The sequence below is a fragment of the Pseudomonas sp. AL10 genome (assembly GCF_029960685.1).
Taxonomy (GTDB): Bacteria; Pseudomonadota; Gammaproteobacteria; order Pseudomonadales; family Pseudomonadaceae; genus Aquipseudomonas; species Aquipseudomonas lactis.
The window spans coordinates 1-17,894 of the sequence record NZ_JASBQZ010000066.1 but is presented as its reverse complement, the minus strand read 5'-3'; the positions used below and the strand labels follow the sequence as shown (position 1 = coordinate 17,894).

At 63.0% G+C, this 17,894-nt stretch carries 15 protein-coding genes; 12 read left to right on the top strand and 3 right to left on the bottom strand.

All coding sequences use genetic code 11. The features are described 5' to 3' along the window. The first annotated feature begins 426 nt into the window (after window positions 1-426). The 4 genes from QK296_RS27950 (at window position 427) to QK296_RS27935 (ending at window position 3,759) form a co-directional block, all read left to right on the top strand. Entirely contained in the window at window positions 427-735 is a 309-nt protein-coding gene (locus QK296_RS27950) for a hypothetical protein (RefSeq protein ID WP_003190524.1), read from the top strand. A 205-nt stretch (window positions 736-940) separates the two neighbouring features. Next, entirely contained in the window at window positions 941-1,882 is a 942-nt protein-coding gene (locus tag QK296_RS27945) for an ornithine cyclodeaminase family protein (protein WP_282392164.1), read from the top strand. Window positions 1,883-1,999: 117 nt separating this feature from the next. Then, on the top strand, window positions 2,000-3,133 hold the full coding sequence (locus QK296_RS27940) for an FAD-binding oxidoreductase (RefSeq protein WP_282392163.1): 1,134 nt from the start codon (window positions 2,000-2,002) through the stop codon (window positions 3,131-3,133). After that, on the top strand, window positions 3,133-3,759 hold the full coding sequence (locus tag QK296_RS27935) for a PAS domain-containing protein (RefSeq protein WP_003190517.1): 627 nt from the start codon (window positions 3,133-3,135) through the stop codon (window positions 3,757-3,759). Before QK296_RS27940 ends, QK296_RS27935 begins: the two co-directional genes overlap by 1 nt. Before the next feature lie 159 nt (window positions 3,760-3,918). Here the strand turns inward: QK296_RS27935 and QK296_RS27930 are convergent, their stop codons facing one another. Together QK296_RS27930 and QK296_RS27925 are read right to left on the bottom strand one after the other, a co-directional pair. Beyond that, complete coding sequence (locus tag QK296_RS27930) at window positions 3,919-4,695, bottom strand: ABC transporter substrate-binding protein (protein ID WP_014718054.1); 777 nt, start codon at window positions 4,693-4,695, stop codon at window positions 3,919-3,921. Between the two features lie 174 nt (window positions 4,696-4,869). Next, the gene (locus QK296_RS27925; protein WP_169912149.1) at window positions 4,870-6,369 is read right to left on the bottom strand and encodes a CoA-acylating methylmalonate-semialdehyde dehydrogenase; all 1,500 of its coding nucleotides are present in this window, start codon (window positions 6,367-6,369) and stop codon (window positions 4,870-4,872) included. 108 nt (window positions 6,370-6,477) lie between these two features. Here QK296_RS27925 and QK296_RS27920 point away from each other — a divergent pair, with 108 nt between their 5' ends. Beyond that, window positions 6,478-7,407 carry a LysR family transcriptional regulator gene (locus QK296_RS27920; protein ID WP_282392156.1) on the top strand — a complete coding sequence of 310 codons (930 nt, stop codon included), beginning with the start codon at window positions 6,478-6,480 and terminating at the stop codon, window positions 7,405-7,407. Window positions 7,408-7,416: 9 nt separating this feature from the next. Here the strand turns inward: QK296_RS27920 and QK296_RS27915 are convergent, their stop codons facing one another. Beyond that, window positions 7,417-9,582, bottom strand: coding sequence for a TonB-dependent siderophore receptor (locus QK296_RS27915; RefSeq protein WP_003190512.1), 2,166 nt, complete (start codon window positions 9,580-9,582; stop codon window positions 7,417-7,419). Window positions 9,583-9,691: 109 nt separating this feature from the next. Here QK296_RS27915 and QK296_RS27910 point away from each other — a divergent pair, with 109 nt between their 5' ends. The 7 genes from QK296_RS27910 (at window position 9,692) to QK296_RS27880 (ending at window position 17,789) form a co-directional block, all read left to right on the top strand. Further along, window positions 9,692-10,864, top strand: coding sequence for an MFS transporter (locus QK296_RS27910; RefSeq protein WP_003190511.1), 1,173 nt, complete (start codon window positions 9,692-9,694; stop codon window positions 10,862-10,864). Between the two features lie 36 nt (window positions 10,865-10,900). Beyond that, window positions 10,901-11,416 carry a sigma-70 family RNA polymerase sigma factor gene (locus QK296_RS27905; protein ID WP_003190510.1) on the top strand — a complete coding sequence of 172 codons (516 nt, stop codon included), beginning with the start codon at window positions 10,901-10,903 and terminating at the stop codon, window positions 11,414-11,416. Continuing rightward, on the top strand, window positions 11,417-12,385 hold the full coding sequence (locus QK296_RS27900) for a FecR domain-containing protein (protein ID WP_003190508.1): 969 nt from the start codon (window positions 11,417-11,419) through the stop codon (window positions 12,383-12,385). Window positions 12,386-12,485: 100 nt separating this feature from the next. Then, on the top strand, window positions 12,486-14,849 hold the full coding sequence (locus tag QK296_RS27895) for a TonB-dependent receptor (protein WP_282392153.1): 2,364 nt from the start codon (window positions 12,486-12,488) through the stop codon (window positions 14,847-14,849). A gap of 20 nt (window positions 14,850-14,869) precedes the next feature. Beyond that, window positions 14,870-16,009, top strand: coding sequence for an ABC transporter substrate-binding protein (locus tag QK296_RS27890; protein ID WP_003190503.1), 1,140 nt, complete (start codon window positions 14,870-14,872; stop codon window positions 16,007-16,009). Next, window positions 16,006-17,040, top strand: coding sequence for an iron ABC transporter permease (locus QK296_RS27885; RefSeq protein WP_282392151.1), 1,035 nt, complete (start codon window positions 16,006-16,008; stop codon window positions 17,038-17,040). Before QK296_RS27890 ends, QK296_RS27885 begins: the two co-directional genes overlap by 4 nt. After that, complete coding sequence (locus QK296_RS27880; RefSeq protein WP_003190500.1) at window positions 17,034-17,789, top strand: ABC transporter ATP-binding protein; 756 nt, start codon at window positions 17,034-17,036, stop codon at window positions 17,787-17,789. Before QK296_RS27885 ends, QK296_RS27880 begins: the two co-directional genes overlap by 7 nt. Window positions 17,790-17,894: the final 105 nt, after the last annotated feature.

Below are 17,894 nucleotides of genomic sequence, written 5' to 3'. Positions count from 1 at the left end.
ATCAAGATCAAAAGCAGATCAAGAGCAAGAGCGGCTCGCTTCGCATCGTGGTTACCGGCGGTCGCAGGCAAGCCACATTGGTCGTATTGCGCGCTTGGGTTAGTGGCATTTGGTCATGGTTTGTAAAGGGCCAGCAAGGCGTGTCCCTTTAAATTGCAGGACGTTTCCTAGACAATCCTTGCCGCCTTGTGCCTGCTGGAATCGGTGGCTAGTCTGCGGTCCGTCACTGCCAAATCAGTGATCGGGTTTAGTCGCCCGGTTTAAGAACAGGCGCATGCTCCCATGAAGCTTTATGGTGGCTGTGCGCAGGGCGCCTTCGGGCGCGCCGGGTTCCTGTTCTGTCCGGTCGACTAACCTGCGTACAGCCGCCACCTTCGTTTAGTCGCGAAAAGTGTCAGCTCCTTGATATCAGACAGGAACTACACCATGAATAAAGTACTACCTGATCCACCCATCGATCCCGCAAAAGACCGCGCCGCTTTCAACCGCGCCATCGACCATTACCTGCCTACCCAGGGCTTCCACTGCGTCAACGAAGACCTGAGTTTCGAAGACGCCCTGCTCTACACCGCCAGCCTGCTCGACAGTGCCTCTGCCACGGCGCTGGATTGCGGCGAGCTGCTGCAAAGCCCTGAACGGGCGAAGATCCTGGCGGTGTGGCATTTGCTGGAAATTGCAAAAACCACCGTAGATCGCTCCATCGAGTGCCTGACCGGCACCAAGGCCACTGCCTAAACGCGGTTAAAACTGTGGGAGCGGGCTTGCCTGCGAAGGCGGTGTGTCAGTCATTGCATTTGCTGCTGTACTAACGCCATCGCAGGCAAGCCAGCTCCCACATCTGATCTTCATGGCTCCCACATTGATCTCATTTTTCCCTCGGGTTATTGCGGATAAAAACTAAAAGTCCATAATGGACAAATTAGTTTACCCGGAGAACCCCATGTCCACGACGCCCCTCGTTATCGACCAGGCCCAGGCCCGCACCTTGCTGGCTCAAGTCGACGTGCCTTTGGTTCTGCGCAAACTGTTTCGCGACCTCGCCGCCGGGCAAGCCGTGCAGCCGGCGCAACAGTGGGTGGAGTTTCCCCAAGGCGCCGGGGATTTCATCAACTACCTGGGCGTACTGGCCGAAGACGGGGTGTACGGGGTCAAGACTTCGCCTTATATCGTGCGTGAACAAGGCCCCCTGGTGACGGCCTGGACCCTGTTGATGTCGATGCACAGCGGCCAGCCGTTGCTGCTGTGCGATGCCGCTGAACTGACAACCGCACGCACCGCCGCCGCCACGGCGTTGGCGGTGGATGCGCTGGCCCCGGCGGCGGCGCAACGTCTGGCGATTATCGGCAGCGGCAAGGTCGCCCAAGCGCACCTGCGTTATGTGCAGAACCTGCGCGACTGGCAGCAAATCCGCCTGTACTCGCCAAGCCTGGACAGCGCCAGCGCCGAAACACGCGCGCAGTTGGCCTGCCTGGACCCGCGCCTGACCCTCGCCGCCACCTGCGAGGCCGCCCTTGAAGACGCGGATGTGATCCTGCTGTGCACCTCGTCCGCTGGCCCGGTCATCGACCCGTCACGCTTGAGCAAACCCGCGTTGATCACCTCCATCAGCACCAACGCACCGCGTGCCCATGAAGTGCCGCCGCACTGCCTTAACCAGATGCACGTGTTCTGCGACTATCGCCAGACCACCCCGGATTCGGCCGGTGAGATGCTGATCGCCAGCGAACAGCACGGCTGGGACAAACGCACGATTATTGGCGACCTGCCCGAGTTGTTCAGCGACATGGCCCAGCGCCCGGACTACGATCGTCACGTGTTTTTCCGCTCCATCGGCCTGGGCCTGGAAGACATCGCCCTGGCCAATGCCCTGTACCGACTGTAGGAGCGAGCTTGCTCGCGAAGACCTCACAGCTACTGCGTTTACACAGGATGGGCGCGTTATCGTTAACGTTTTTCGCGAGCAAGCTCGCTCCTACAAGGCTTATTTCAGGAGATATCCATGAGCCAGGCAGACTTCATCATTATCGGCGGCGGCATCGCCGGCGCGTCCACCGGGTTCTGGTTGTCGCAGCACGGCAAGGTGCTGGTGCTGGAGCGTGAAAACCACCCGGCCTATCACTCCACCGGGCGTTCGGCAGCGCTCTACACCGCCGCGTACGGCACCCCGCAGGTACGCGCGCTGACCTTGGCCAGCCGGGCCTTTTTCGACCAGCCACCCGCAGGCTTCTGCGAACATCCCCTGCTGACGCCCCGGGGCGAAATGACCGTTGATTTCAACGGTGACCCGGCCGAACTCGACAGCCAGTACCTGAGCGCCAAGGCCACCGTGGCGCAGGTGCAGCGCCTGACGGTCGATGAAGCCTGTGCACGCCTGCCGATCCTGCGCCGTGAAAAAGTCCACGGGGCAATCTACGACCCCACCGCCTGTGACATCGACACCGACGCCCTGCATCAAGGCTACCTGCGCGGTATCCGCCGCAACCAGGGCGACGTGCGCACCGACAGCCATGTGCTGGGCTTGAGCCGCGACGCCGACGGCCTGTGGCAGGTGCGCACCCAGGATGCGATCTACGCTGCGCCGGTCATCATCAACGCCGCCGGAGCCTGGGCCGACCATATCGGCGGGCTGACGGGCGCGGCGTCCATCGGCTTGCAGCCCAAGCGCCGCTCGGCCTTTGTCTTCGCCGGCCCCGAGGGCGTGGACAGCCACGACTGGCCGATGCTGGTGGCCCTCGACGAAGCGTTCTACATGAAACCGGATGCCGGCATGTTCCTCGGCTCACCGGCCAACGCCGACCCAGTAGAACCCCAGGACGTGCAACCCGAAGAACTGGATATCGCCATGGGCATCTACCAGATCGAGGAAGCCACCACCCTGACCATCCGCCGCCCCACGCGCACCTGGGCCGGGCTGCGCAGTTTTGTGCAGGACGGTGATTTGCTGTCGGGCTTTGACCCGCAAGTACCGGGGCTGTTCTGGGTGGCAGCGCAAGGCGGCTATGGTATCCAGACCTCACCGGCCATGGGCCAGGCAAGCGCCGCCCTGGTGCGCGGCGAACCGCTGCCGGAGGCACTGACCCGGTTCGGCCTGGACGCTGGTATGCTCTCCCCGGTCCGCCTGGAGCCCCATTGATGAACACCGCTGAACAAGACAAGGTCATGCAGAACTTCCGCGCGATTGCCGATGCAATCGCCACGCTGTTCTTTCCCCATGCAGAAGTGGTGTTGCATGACCTGCGCACGCAAACCGTGGATTACATCGCCAATAACCTGTCCAAACGCAGCCTGGGTGACGACTCGTCCCTGGAGGACATGCTCGACGGTGACGTCAGCGAGGTGAATATCGGCCCTTATGAAAAGCTCAATTGGGACGGCCAGAAAATCCGCAGCCTGAGCACCGTGCTGCACGACCACAAAGGCCGCCGGCTGGCGGTGCTGTGCATCAACCTGAATATTTCAATGTTCGAAACGGCCAAGGCGGCGCTGGATTTGTTCCTGTCGCCAAGCAAGCTGATCGCACAGCCAGACGCGCTGTTTCGTGATGACTGGCAGGAGCGCATCAACACCTTCCTGCATGCCTGGCTGCGCGAGCGTCAGTTGAGCCTGAACCTGTTGACCCGCGACCACAAACGCGAACTGGTGCTGGCGCTGCACGCCGAGGGGGCATTCAAGGGCAAGAGCGCCTCCAACTATGTGGCCAATGTGCTGGGCATGGGGCGGGCGACGGTCTACAAGCATTTGAAGGAACTCAAGGGTTGAGCCCCTTCTGACGACAACGCTAATCCCCTGTGGGAGCTGTCGAGCCCCAGCGAGACTGCGAAGGGGCCGGCAAGGTCAACATTTTCATCGCCTGACCCACCGCTTTCGCAGCCTCGCTAAAGCTCGACAGCTCCCACATTGACCGCGTATTTCCTTGGGTCAGTCGCCGTAGATATCGGCCTTGAAGTACTGCTGTGAAATCTTCTGGTATTCGCCGCTGGCGCGAATGCCGTCGATGGCCGCGTTCAGTTCGCTGACCAATTCGCCATTGCCCTTGCGCACCGCAATACCGGCGCCCTCGCCCACATATTTCGGGTCCTTGAGCTCCGGGCCGACAAAGGCATAACCCTGCCCGCGCGGCATCGACAGAAAGTCGCTCAGGGGGATGGTGTCGGCAAAGATCGCATCCAGGCGCCCCGCTGCCAGGTCCATGTAGATTTCTTCGTTATTGCTGTAGCGCTTGACGTTGATGCCCTTGGGCTCGAACACCTCGGTGGCATAGCGGTCGGTGGTGGTCGCGCGCTGTACGCCGACGTTCTTGCCCTTGAGGCTGGCGTACTGGTCATCCACCACGGCGCCGTCCTTCATCACCAGACGCGAGGAGGTGAAGTAGTACTTGTGGGTGAAATCCACCGACTTCTTGCGGTCTTCGTTGATGGTCATGGACGACAACGCCATGTCGATCTTCTTGACCTTGAGGGACGGAATCAGCCCGTCGAACTCCCCTTCGATCCACACGCACTTGACCTTCATTTGCGCACACAGGGCGTTTCCAATGTCGTAGTCGAAACCCACGATCTTGCCGTCGCCGGTCTTGGAGGCGAACGGTGGGTAAGCGGCCTCAATGCCAATACGCAGGGTTTTCTCGGCGGCCAGCAGGTGGCTGGAGGCGAACAGGCTCAAGGCCAAGGCGGGAAGGAGGTGGCGTTTCTTCATGAGGGGGTTCTCGCAGGTTGTTGTTGGTTTGGCAAGAGTGAAGAAAAACGTGCAGCGGCTATTTTGTACTTATAATTCCATACTGGACTTTTATGTGTTTAACCGTCAACAGGCAAAAAAAATGTGGGAGGGCTTGAGCCTTCCCACATCAGATCCAGCAGCACAGCTTAAACCTTACTTGGACACCGGCATTGCAAACTCCGCGCCCTGCTCGATGCTCTCCGACCAGCGTTGCATGATCGACTTCTGCTTGGTGTAGAAGCGCACGCCCTCGGTGCCGTAGGCGTGCATGTCCCCGAACAGACTCTTCTTCCAACCACCAAAACCGTGCCAGGCCATCGGCACCGGAATCGGCACGTTGATACCGACCATGCCCACTTCGATGCGCCGCGCAAACTCACGAGCTATGTTGCCATCGCGGGTGAAGCAGCTGACGCCGTTACCGAACTCGTGATCGTTGACCAGCTTCACCGCCTCGGCAAAATCGTTGACCCGTACACAGGCCAGCACCGGGCCGAAGATTTCTTCGCGGTAGATGCTCATGTCCCGGGTCACGTGGTCGAACAAGGTCGCGCCCAACCAGAAGCCGTTTTCCAGGCCGGGTTCGGTGGGCACGTAGTCACGGCCATCGAGCAGCAACTGCGCGCCGGCTTGTACGCCCTGCTCGATGTAGCCACTGATGCGTTCCAGCGCAGCCCGCGACACGATCGGGCCCATCTCGGCTTTCAAATCGCGACCATCGGTGATGCGCAACGTCTTGGCGCGCTCGGTCAAGGCAGCAATGACCTTGTCACCCACATCACCCACCAGCACCGCCACCGAGATCGCCATGCAGCGCTCGCCGGCACTGCCGTAGGCGGCGCCCATCAGCGCGTCAACGGTGCGTTCGATATCGGCGTCGGGCATCACCACCATATGGTTTTTCGCCCCGCCCAGGCCCTGCACGCGCTTGCCGTTGCGGGCGCCGCTCTCGTAGATGTATTGGGCAATTGGCGTGGAGCCGACGAAGCTCACGGCTTTGACGTCCGGGTGTTCGATCAGCGCGTCCACCGACTCTTTATCACCCTGCACCACATTGAACACGCCCTTGGGCAGGCCGGCTTCATGCAGCAGCTCGGCCATGAACAGCGAAGCGCTTGGGTCAGTCGGGCTGGGCTTGAGGATAAAGGTGTTACCCGCCGCAATGGCGATGGGGTACATCCACATCGGTACCATCACCGGGAAGTTGAACGGCGTCACGCCGGCGACCACACCCAGCGGCTGGCGCATCGTCCAGTTGTCCATGCCACGGGAGACCTGGTCGGAGTGTTCGCCCTTGAGCAGGTTGGGAATGCCGCAGGCAAATTCGAGAATGTCGATGCCACGGTCGACTTCGCCCTGGGCATCGGTGAACACCTTGCCGTGCTCGGCGACGATGATGCGCGCCAGGTCGTCCTTGCGTTCGCGCAGCAGGTGCAGGTATTGGAACAACACGCGGGCGCGGCGGATCGGCGGGGTGTCGGCCCAGCCGGCAAACGCGGCCTGGGCGGCGGCGACGGCTTCGGCCACGGTCTGGCGGCTGGCCAGGGCCACACGGGCGGTGACTTCACCGGTGGCCGGGTTGTAGACGTCCTGATAACGGTCATCGCGGCTGACGCGCTGGTCGTTGATGTAGTGCTCGATGGTTGCAGTCATGGCAGTCGATCCAGGTGGGTGGCGTTGGTGCACACGATAGGCTTTCACTTTGTTCCGAACCAGAGCAGAATCCAGAACTTATTGTCCTTATATGCGAACAATACACCCATGGAAAAGGCTGAGATCGAAGGTTTGTGGACCCACATTCACTGGCTGTCGGTGCTGGAGGAACAAGGCACCTACACCGCTGCCGCCGCGCGCCTGGGGGTGAGTAAATCGGCGGTGAGCCAGCGCATTTCCGACCTGGAAAAGGCCACCGGCACGCGGCTGGTGACGCGCACCACCCGCAGCGTGCGGCTGACCGATGCGGGGCTGTCGTTGACCCGCGAAGTACGCAGCGCCTACGCGCAGATCGCCCGCAGTTTTTCCTCGGTGCGCGACTCGGTCGGGGAAATACGCGGGCTGGTGCGCCTGACCGCCCCCGTGGCCTTCGCCCGGCAACAACTGGTGCCGCACCTGTCCGGTTTTTTGCAGCAGTACCCCCAGGTGCGTATCCAACTGGACGTCTCCGATGCCTTGAGCTCATTGGCCGCCGAGGGTTACGACCTGGCGGTGCGCCACGGCTTCCAGGTGCCCGAAACCCACGTGGCGTGGAAGCTGTGCGACACCACCTCAGTGCTGGTCGCCACCCATGATTACCTGCAACGCCACGGCAAACCCCGCGAGCCAGGCGAGCTGTCGGCCCACAACTGCCTGTTTTACCCACGCGGCACCGACCAGCCCGCCTGGACCTTCGAGCGCGGCAGCCACCCCGTCGAGCGCCTCACCGTGCCCATCGCCGGCAGCTTCGCCACCAATAACAGCGAAGCCTTGCGCGACGCGGCACTCAACCATCTGGGCATCGCCCTGCTCCCGGACTTCAGCGCCCAGACGGCGCTGAACGCGGGCAAAGTGGTGCAGGTATTGAAGGACTGGACACTCAAAGGCGCGTTTGCCGATGAGATCTACCTGATTCGGCCCTACTCGCCCCATGTACCCAAGTCGGTGAGTGCGTTGGTCAACTACCTGAAGGACAAACTCTCGGGCGGGTTCCGCTAGGCGGCAGGGTTAAAAGTCCACCGTCGCCGACAGCTGCAAAGTACGTGGATACCCCGGCGAGAAGGCGCCGTAAGACGCGACGCCCGACCAGTACTCGCGGTCAAATACGTTCTGCACGGTGGCGCGCAAGGTGGTGGGCCGCCCTTCGATCTTGGTCGCGTAGCGGACGCCGGCATCAATGCGCGTCCAGGCATCCAGCTCCTGGGTGTTGGCCTGGTTGACATATTGGCTGTCGGTGTAGATCGCCCCGCCGGTGAGGGTAAAACCTTCCAGCCACGGGGTGTCGTACTCGGCCCACAGGTTGGCCTGGATATCGGGCACGCCGACCGGTTTGTTGCCTCGGTTGGCGGCGCTCGCCGACTGGGTCAGCTCGCCATCGAGGAAGGTCACGCCGCCCATCAAGCGCGTGCCAGGCGCCACTTCGCCGTATACGCTCAGCTCGACACCACGGTTGCGCTGCTCGGCCTGCACGGAGTAAACACCGTTGGCGCCCAATTCGCCGCTGGGCTTCTCGATCTGGAATAACGCCAGGGTGGTCATGAGGGTGCCGTGTTCATACTTCACGCCCAGTTCGTGCTGCTTGGATTCATAAGGCGCGAAGGTTTCACCGGCATTGCTGGCCGTACCCGGCGCGATATCGCCTTTGCTCAACCCCTCGACATAGTTGTAGTAGAGCGACACGTCATCCCAGGGCTTGACCACCACGCCCACCAAAGGCGTGGTCGCAGCGTCCTTGTAGCGCGAACTCACCGCGCCTGCGGCGTTGTAGTTACGCGACTCGATGTCTTGGCGCCGCACGCCCAGGGTCAACTGGATGCGCTCATCGAGAAAGCCCAGGGTGTCGGTGAGCGCCACGCCGGACAGCTCCGATTCGGAGATGCGCAGCACTTTCGGCGCCCGCAGGTTTTGCTTGGGCGTGTCCACCGGGTGGTAGATGTTGGAGCGGATTTCGGTGCCGTTGTTGATGCCGCGAGACAGCTCATCCTGGTAACGGGTCGCCATCAGCGTGGTGGTGTGGGTGATCGGGCCGGTGGCGAACTGCGCACGCAGGCCCACATCGGCGGTGGAACGGTCGACGTTGAACTTGTAGTAACCCGGAATATTACTGGTGTCGCCAGCATCATTGAGGATGCGCGGCACCTGGTCCGACAGGCGCTTGACATCCGACCGCCCGCCGCCGGCATGGGCGAACACGGTGAGCGAATCGCTGAGGTCATATTCACCGCCGAGCAAGGCCGATTGCTCCTTGGTGTCCGACCAGCCCCACTTCTGCGGCAGGCTGGTGCGGCCATTCGGGGCCGAAGGCACCTGCACGCCCGGCGCCAGGGTGAACGGGCGCGAGGCGCCTTCAAAACTTTCTTTCTGGCTGATGTAGTCCAGGTTCAGGCGCAGGCGCTCGCCGCGATAATCCAGGGCAATGGCGCCCACCCCCACGTCGCGATGCTGATCGTCCACGGCGGTGTCGCCCCCTTGCAGGCTGCCGTTGAAGCGCACACCAAACTGGTTTTCCTCACCGAAACGGCGGCTGATATCCAGGTGACCGCCGACTTGGGTGTCGGAGGCATAACTGCCGGTAAAGCGCGTCAGGTCCTGGTCCAGCGGGCGCTTGGGCACGATATTGATCACACCGCCCACGCCGCTGTTGGGCGAGATGCCGTACATCAGCGCCCCCGGCCCCTTGAGCACTTCGACGCGCTCGGCGTACTCGGTGAATGCGCGGTAGTTGGGGGCCACGCCATACACGCCGTCATAGGCCAACTCGCCCAGGTTGCCCTCGCCAATCGCAAAACCCCGCACGAAAAACGAGTCGACAATACCGCCAGTCTGCCCGGTAGAACGCACCGAGGGGTCGCGCTCCAGGGCATCGGCCACGGTCACCGTCTGCAGGTCGGCGAGGGTCTTGGCAGTGTAGCTGGTCACGCTGAACGGCGTGTCCATCACGTCCTTGTTGCCCAGCATGCCCAGGCGCGCGCCACGGGCCACCTGGCCGCCAGCGAGCACCTCGGGCAGGTCGGTGGGGCCCAGATAGCGGGCGTTGACGTTCGTCGCGTCAAGGGTCAGGCTCTGCGCGCTGTCGTCGGTTGACTCGGCGGTGGCGGCCCAGGCGTTGCCACTGGCAGCAGCCAGCAACAGGGCGGTACGAATAGCGAGGGTTAACCGGCTGGCAACAGGCATGACGTCAGGGCCCTTTGATCAAGTGAAGTGAGAATTACGCTTGATGCCAGTCGACGCGTGAAAAAGTATCACCCCAGCCGCGACTTTTTTTGTATAGCGAGACTGCTCCATGCCACCCACCCGCGTCCTGATTGCCCTGCTGTTCACGATCCAGCTTGTGTCCATGGGCGCCATGGAAATGAGCGGGCCGTTCTGGCCGGTGCATTTACGCCAACTGACCGACTCCGACACGCTGTTCAGCTTCGCCAGCGTCGCCGTGTACGTGGGGCCGATGCTCGGCATTCTGTTGACCAGCGCGTTCTGGGGCCGCATCGGCGATCGCTACGGCCACAAGCTGATGATGATTCGCGCACTGGCAGGCCTGACCCTGACGCAACTGGGGCTGGCCTTGTTCAGCGACCTCTGGACTATTCTGGTGCTGCGTTTTCTGCAAGGCGCCTGTGCCGGCTACATCGCCCCGGCCCAGGCGTATGGCGTGAGTATCGAGGTGCCGTCACGGCGTGCACGGCTGTTCGCACTGCTGCAGATTTCCACCAACGTCGGCTCGCTGCTCGGCGCCGTGGTCGGCGGCTTGATCCTCGACCATGCGACGTTCTTCTGGATCAACCTCAGCGCCGCGGCGCTCTGTGCGGTGTGCACGGTGATTGCAGCGCTGACCTTGCCGAACGTGCCACCGGTGAAGAAAACCACAGCCCCCTCAACGGGCGGCACCTGGCAGGCCTCGGCCCTGCTGCCGCTGTTGACGGTGATGGGCATTCTGCTGCTGGCGCGGATGCTGCCGCAGACCTCGTTCGCGCTGTATGTGAGTACGACGTTCGCCGTCAGCAATGCCCTGGTCGGCCTGTGCTACGGCTTGCTGGCCCTGGGTTTTATCCTGTCGGCCACCGCCTGGGCGCGCCACTTCGAAGGTCGCAGCCAGGCAGACAGCTTGCGCCGCCTCACCTGGGTGGTGGCCGGCTGCATCGCGCTGACCGCCCTCGCCGGCCTCACCCGCAACCCGCTGGTGTTTGTGCTCGCCTATTTTGTCTGGGGCGTATTGCTGGGCGCGACCACGCCGGTACTGATGGCGCTGGTTTCAAGGACCGCCGACAGCACGCAGCAAGGCCATGTGCTGGGGATCGCCCAGGGCACGGCGCAATTTGCCTCGATCGTGGGTATCTGCGCCGGCGGCTTGCTCAGCCAGGTCTATGGCTTGGCGTACACCTACCTGTTTGTGTGTGTGGCCTATGCCATGGCGCTGATTGCGATTCTCGCGTTGCGCAACCGACGGGTTTGCACTTAGCATTGGGAATACTTCTCAATTGCACGGTTGCGCGCCATGAGCGAAAGCCTTCCCGCCGATAACACCCCTCACCTGCGCGCAATCGAGGCGCTGTACAGCGGCCATCACGGCTGGCTGTACGCCACGCTCAAACGCAAACTCGGCAATGCCATGGATGCGGCGGACCTGGCCCAGGACACCTTCACCCGCATCCTGGCCTCGCAGGTCACGGTGATTGACCAGCCACGCGCCTACCTGAGCTGCGTGGCCAAGGGCATCCTGGTCAACTGGTACCAGCGCAAGGCCCTGGAACGTGCCTATCTGGAAGCGCTCGCCAGCGTGCCGGCCCACGAGGTGCCGTCGCCGGAAGCGCACTTTCTGGTGCTGGAGACCCTGCACGAAATCGACGCAATGCTTGACGCGCTGCCGCCGCTGGTCAAGCGTGCGTTCCTGCTGTCGCAGCTCAACGGCCTCAAATACCAGGACATCGCCGAGCAATTGGGCGTGTCGCTGATTACCGTCAAGCGCTACATGAAACAGGCACTCGTCCAGTGCCTGATGCGGGTGGAATAAGTGCTCAGCCTGGGCAAGGAACCGCCGCTGCCCACCGACGCCCTTGAAGAGGCCGCCGAATGGCTGATGCGCCTGAGCGAGAACGAATTGAGCGCCAGCGAACGCGCCGAGTGGGAGCGCTGGAAGGTCAGCAGCCCTGAGCGTGGCCGGGCTTGGGCGCGCGCGCAATTGCTGCAAAGCAAGCTCGGTGGCCTGCCGCCGTCCCTGGCGATGTCGGCGCTGGACCGCCCGAGCAACCCCCAACGCCGCGAAGCCCTGGGCAAACTGGCCTTGTTGCTGGCGGTAATGCCGGTGGGCTGGGGCAGCTGGAAGCTGGCGCAGTCCCAGCAATGGAGCGCCGACTACCGCACCCGCATCGGCGAACGTCGCGAACTGACCCTGGCCGACGGCTCGCGCCTGACCCTCAACACCGAGACCGCCATCGACGTGCGGTTCGACACCCAGCAACGCCTGGTGAGCCTGCGCGAAGGTGAAATACTGGTGCAGACCGCACAGGATGCATCCCGCCCGTTCCTGGTCAGCACCCGCCAGGGCCATATGCACGCCCTGGGCACGCGTTTTACCGTACGCGAACTGGGCGCACGCACGCATCTGGCGGTGCTTGAGGGCGCGGTCAAAGTGAAGCTGGCCGACAATAGCCAGAGCGCGCCACTGATCGTCAGCGCCGGGCAACGCACGGATTTTTCCGCGCAACAGTTCGGCGCGCTCACCCCCGCCGACCGCAATATCAGCGCCTGGACCCAAGGCATGCTGATGGCCGACAACATGCGCCTGGCAGACTTTGTCGCGGAACTGACCCGCTATCGGCGTGGCTTCGTGCGCTACGACCCGGCCATTGCAAACCTACGTATTTCCGGGGCCTTCCCCATCGCCGATACCCAGCGCACCTTGAACATGCTGGTGCAGACCTACCCGGTGCGCGCCAGCGGCCATTTGAACGGTTATTGGGTCAGCCTGTCGCCGGCTTGAGGCGGCGCCAAAATAAAACGCGCCGCGGGTGATACTTTTTTCGCGCTCGGCTGGCAAACACTCATACCCCTTTTCCCTTTCGTCCATAGGGCTGCCCTCCATGCTTGTGATTCGCAGCGCGCTGCTCAGCCTGGCCCTGGCCGGTGCCGCCCTGGCGGACGTGCCGGCGCAATGGGACAGCGTGACGGTGCGCACCTACCACATCGACCCCGGCCCGCTCGGCGCCACGTTGTCGAGCTTTGCCGTGGACGCCGGTATTGCCCTGTCATTTCTCCCGGCACTCACCGAGGGCCTGACCAGCCCAGGCTTATCCGGCCGTTACTCGCCCCAGGAAGCGGTCACGCGGCTGTTGGCCGGCAGTGGCCTGGACATGGTGCAGCGCAGCGACGGCAGCTACACCCTGGTGCCGGGTCAAGTCACGCTTTCGGACATCACCGTCAGCGCCCCCGAGCCACGCGCCAGCGACCTGCCGCCGCTGTATGCCGGCGGCCAGGCAGCCACCGGCGCGCGCCTGGGCATGCTGGGCAATACCGACGTGATAGATGCGCCGTTCAGTGTCAGCGCCTACACCGCCGCGCTGATCCAGGACCAGCAGGCAACCACGGTCGGCAATGTGCTGGAGCGTGATTCCTCGGTGCGCTCCACCGGGCAGACGGGCGGGATTGTCGACTCGTTCTTCATCCGCGGTTTCCCGGTGGGTGAAGGCAACCTGGGAGAACTGGCGTTCGACGGCGTGTACGGCGTGGCCTCCAACTACCGGGTGTTTACCGACTACGCCGAGCGCATCGAAGTGGTCAAAGGCCCCGGTGCGCTGCTGTACGGCATGTCACCCAACAGCGCGGTAGGCGGCGTGATCAACGTGGTGCCCAAGCGCTCCCTGGATGAAGACCTGACCCGCTACACCGCCAGCTACACCCAGGACGCGCAGGTCGGCAGCCACCTCGATATCAGCCGGCGCTTTGGCGACGAGCGCCACTTCGGCGTACGCCTCAACGGTAGCCTGCAGAACGGTGACACGGTGATCGACCAGCAGTCGCGCGATATAGGCATTGGCGCGCTGTCCCTGGACTACCAGGGCGAACGCCTGCGCACCAGCCTTGATCTGATTTCCCAGCAGGAGAAACTCGACGCCGCCTCGCGCCCCTTCCTGATTGCTGCCGGCGTCGACGTCCCCTCCGCCGCCAACGGCCGCACCAACGTCAGCCAGGACTGGGGCTGGTCGCGCACGCGAGATAAATCCGCGCTGCTGAGCGGCGAATACGACCTCACCGACGCGCTCACACTGTTTGCCCATGCCGGTGGCGGCAAATCGGCAGTAGCGCGGATGTCCGACCAGACGCCGACCCTCATCAACGCTGCCGGCGACACGTCTTCGATCCCCGGTTATTACCGTTTCGATGTGCAGCGCTACACGGTCGACGCCGGTGCGCGGCTGCGCTTCGAAACCGGGCCGATCAGCCACAGCGCCACCGTGCAGGCCAGCCGTTATCGCGACGAGCTGTCGCGGGGGATTATTTCCGGGGCCCCGGTGCTGTCCAATCTCTACCACCCGGTGGACCGGCCCAAGCCTGCGATCGCCAAGCCCGCCACGCCGAAAGTATCAGCCAGCGAACTGTCCGGCGTAGCCATCGCCGATACGTTGTCGGTGCTCGACCAACGCGTGCAAGTCACCGTCGGCCTGCGCCAGCAGCGTATCCAGTCCAGCAACTACAACAGCGCCGGCGGGGCCACCAGCACCTACGACGACAGCAAGGTCACGCCACTGTTCGGCGCAGTGCTCAAGCCCTGGGAGCATGTGGCGTTCTACTACAACTACCTTGAAGGGTTGAGCAAGGGTGACGTGGCGCCTTCCAACGCCGCCAACGCCGGCGAGGTGTTTGCGCCTTACGTGTCCAAGCAGCATGAGGTCGGGGTCAAGGTCGACTACGGCACCTTCATGTCGACCCTGGCGCTGTTCCAGATCCACAAGCCCAGCGGCGAGTTGGCCGCCGGGCGCTTCTCGGTACAGGGCGAACAGCGCAACCGCGGCCTGGAGCTCAATGTGTTGGGCGAAGTCGCCCACGGCACGCGCCTGCTCGGTGGCGTGACCCTGCTGGATGCCCAACTGACCAAAACCGCGATTGCCGCCAACACCGGCAACACACCGGTGGGCGTGCCCGACGTGCAAGCCAACCTGTGGGCCGAATGGGACACCTCATGGGTCGAGGGCCTGACGCTCACCACAGGCGCCATCTACACCGGCAGCCAGTACGTCAACCAGGCCAACACCCAACAGCTCGATGCGTGGACCCGCTTCGACATCGGCGCACGCTACAGCACGCGTATCGCCGAGCACCCGACCACCCTGCGCGCCACGGTGCAGAACCTGTTCGACCGCGAGTATTGGTCAGGCGTCGCCTCCTACGGTGCGTTTTCCCAAGGCTCGCCGCGCACCCTCCTCCTCTCGGCCACGGTCGATTTCTGACACCTGCAAGGGCTTGATTCATGATCTGCATTGTTCGACGTTGCCGCCTTCTAGCGGCGCTGCTGTTCACCGGGTTGTTGGGGGCTAGCCTGCCGAGCATGGCGGCGCTGACCACCGTCACCGATCTGCTTGGGCGCCAGGTCAAGGTCAAGCTGCCGGTGCAGCGGGTGATTCTTGGCGAGGGCCGCCAGCTGTACCTGGTGGCGGCGCTGGACACGCAAAACCCGATTGAACGGATCGTTGGCTGGCGCAAGGACCTGATCCAGTCCGACCCGGACACCTACAACGCCTACCTGCGCGCGTTTCCCGCCATCGCCAAGATCCCCACCTTCGGCGGCTTTGAAGACGGCACCTTTGATATCGAGCAGGCCATCTCCCAACGCCCTGACGTAATCATCCTCAATATCGAGGCGCAGCATGCCACCGAGGATGCGCGCTATATCGAGAAGCTCGATGCCTTGGGCATCCCGGTGGTGTACGTGGATTTTCGCAACCAACCGATGACCAACACCGAGCCGACCATGCGCCTGTTCGGCCAGTTGTTCGGCAAAGAGCAACGGGCCGAGGATTTCATTGCGTTTCACAACCAGCAGATCCGCCGCGTGACCGACGTGATTGCGGCGCAGCAACCGGCGCGCCCGTCAGTGTTTATCGAGCGTATCGGTGGCTACACCGACGACTGCTGCCTGAGTTTTGGCAATGAAAACTTCGGCCTGTTCGTGCAGATGGCCGGCGGCGACAACATCGCCAAAGGCATTATTCCCACCACCTTTGGCCAGTTGAATCCCGAACAGGTGATCGTGGCCAACCCCGACCAGGTCGTTGTCACCAGCGCCAATTGGGAGGCGTTTGCCCCCGGCGGGCATTGGGTTGGCGTGGGGCCGGGCGCCGACATGGCCCAGGCCCGAGCCAAGCTGGCGTGGTACACCCAGCGCCCCGCCTATGCCGGTATCAAGGCCCAGGGCCCGCAAGCCTTCCACGCCATCTGGCATCAGTTCTACAACAGCCCGTATCAGTTCGTGGCGATCCAGCAACTGGCCAAGTGGTTTCATCCCGACCTGTTTGCCGACCTGGACCCGGACGCTGCGTTTCGAGAACTGCACGAACGCTTCCTGCCCGTCCCTTATGAGTCGGGTTACTTCGTGAGCCTCAAGCCATGAGCGCCCCGACCTACCGCAACCTGGTGATACGCAAACGCCTGATCCTCCTTGCCCTGGCATTGCTGTTGTTGTGCAGCGTGCTGCTCGACCTGGCCCTGGGCCCGGCCTGCTACAGCCTCAGCGAAGTGCTCGGCGCCCTGTTCTCGCCCGACAGTGCCGCGCCGCAAGTGCGCGTGGTGATGTGGGACATCCGCCTGCCCGTCGCCCTGATGGCGGTCGCCGTTGGCGCGGCGTTGTCCCTGGCCGGGGCGCAGATGCAGACCATCCTCAACAACCCGCTGGCCAGCCCCTTTACCCTGGGCATTTCTGCCGCCGCCAGTTTCGGTGCGGCCATGGGCCTAGCGTTTGGGGTGGCGTTGTTTCCGCTGGCGGCGCAGTACATGGTGCCGGTCAACGCGTTCATCATGGCGATGCTCTCGGCGCTGCTGATCCACTTCCTGAGCCTGCGCCGTGGGGTGACGGCCGAAACCATTGTGCTGCTGGGCATTGCCCTGGTCTTTACCTTCAACGCGCTGCTGGCCCTGGTACAGTTTTTCGCCACCGAACAAGCCGTGGCAGCCGTGGTGTTCTGGACCATGGGCAGCCTGACCAAAGCCACCTGGCCCAAGCTGGGGGTGATCTGCCTGATCATCCTGGTCACCCTGCCGATTTTCGCCAAGCGCGCCTGGGCCCTCACCGCACTGCGCATGGGTGACGACAAGGCCGCCAGCTTCGGCATCAACGTGCGCAGCCTGCGCTTTCAAACGTTGATCATGGTAAGCCTGCTCGCCTCGTTCCCGGTCGCCTTTGTCGGCACCATCGGCTTTATCGGCCTGGTGGGCCCGCACATCGCACGCATGTTGATTGGCGAGGACCAGCGCTTCTTCCTGCCCGCCTCGCTGCTCACCGGCGCGTTGATTCTGTCAGCCAGCTCGGTGGTCAGCAAAACCCTGATTCCGGGGGCGATTTTCCCAATAGGCGTGGTTACGTCACTGATCGGCGTGCCGTTCTTTATATCCCTGATCCTGGGCGGCAAGAAAAACTCATGGTAAGTCTCCAGTTGAAAGACCTCGGCGCCCGCTACGGCCAGCGCACCATCATCCGCGACGTGAACACCGCAGCCTTTGTCGGCGGCCAGGTGGTGGCGGTGGTCGGGCCCAACGCTGCCGGTAAATCCACCCTGTTCAAGCGCATGGCCGGGCTGATCGACGGGCCAGGCGAGGTGCTGCTGCAGGGCTCGCAAAAAGGTGCACAAGCCATCAGCTACATGCCCCAAGGACTGAACGCCAGCGCCCGGTTGACGGTGTACGAATCGGTACTGCTGGCGCGTAAACAACTGACGCCGGGGTGGGTGGTACAAGACGACGAGTTGAACTTGGTCGACGAAATGCTCAGCGCCCTGGGCATCACCGGCCTGGCCTTTCGCAACCTCGGTGAACTCAGCGGCGGCCAACAACAGCTGGTGTCCATCGCCCAGACGCTGGTGCGCGAACCCGACGTACTGCTGATGGACGAACCCACCAGCGCCCTCGATATGCATCGCCAGGTACAAGTACTGGATTTCATGCGCACCCTGGCGCGCAAACGCGAGGTGATTGTGTTTATCGCATTGCATGACCTGAACCAGGCACTGCGCTTTGCCGACCAGGTGCTGGTCATCGCCGACGGCACAGCCCAGGGCTGCGGGCCGAGCCAGGCGGTGATCAACGAAGCGATGCTGCGCGAGGTTTACCAGGTGCAGGCACGCATCGAGCGCTGCAGCCGGGGGCAGCCGCATATTTTGATTGATGGGGTTGTGTGAAGACCATGCGAAAGCATGGGTATCCACGATACGAAGCGAGCCGCTCTTGCTCTTGCTCTTGATCTGCTTTTGATCTCAGGCGCCCCGTTAAACCACGCTGGCCGA

Bases quoted from the DNA above. Each gene is read 5' to 3' on its own strand.
- QK296_RS27950 (WP_003190524.1), top strand. From the start codon at position 427: ATGAATAAAGTACTACCTGATCCACCCATCGATCCCGCAAAAGACCGC.
- QK296_RS27945 (WP_282392164.1), top strand. From the start codon at position 941: ATGTCCACGACGCCCCTCGTTATCGACCAGGCCCAGGCCCGCACCTTG.
- QK296_RS27940 (WP_282392163.1), top strand. From the start codon at position 2,000: ATGAGCCAGGCAGACTTCATCATTATCGGCGGCGGCATCGCCGGCGCG.
- QK296_RS27935 (WP_003190517.1), top strand. From the start codon at position 3,133: ATGAACACCGCTGAACAAGACAAGGTCATGCAGAACTTCCGCGCGATT.
- QK296_RS27930 (WP_014718054.1), bottom strand. From the start codon at position 4,695: ATGAAGAAACGCCACCTCCTTCCCGCCTTGGCCTTGAGCCTGTTCGCC.
- QK296_RS27925 (WP_169912149.1), bottom strand. From the start codon at position 6,369: ATGACTGCAACCATCGAGCACTACATCAACGACCAGCGCGTCAGCCGC.
- QK296_RS27920 (WP_282392156.1), top strand. From the start codon at position 6,478: ATGGAAAAGGCTGAGATCGAAGGTTTGTGGACCCACATTCACTGGCTG.
- QK296_RS27915 (WP_003190512.1), bottom strand. From the start codon at position 9,582: ATGCCTGTTGCCAGCCGGTTAACCCTCGCTATTCGTACCGCCCTGTTG.
- QK296_RS27910 (WP_003190511.1), top strand. From the start codon at position 9,692: ATGCCACCCACCCGCGTCCTGATTGCCCTGCTGTTCACGATCCAGCTT.
- QK296_RS27905 (WP_003190510.1), top strand. From the start codon at position 10,901: ATGAGCGAAAGCCTTCCCGCCGATAACACCCCTCACCTGCGCGCAATC.
- QK296_RS27895 (WP_282392153.1), top strand. From the start codon at position 12,486: ATGCTTGTGATTCGCAGCGCGCTGCTCAGCCTGGCCCTGGCCGGTGCC.
- QK296_RS27890 (WP_003190503.1), top strand. From the start codon at position 14,870: ATGATCTGCATTGTTCGACGTTGCCGCCTTCTAGCGGCGCTGCTGTTC.
- QK296_RS27885 (WP_282392151.1), top strand. From the start codon at position 16,006: ATGAGCGCCCCGACCTACCGCAACCTGGTGATACGCAAACGCCTGATC.
- QK296_RS27880 (WP_003190500.1), top strand. From the start codon at position 17,034: ATGGTAAGTCTCCAGTTGAAAGACCTCGGCGCCCGCTACGGCCAGCGC.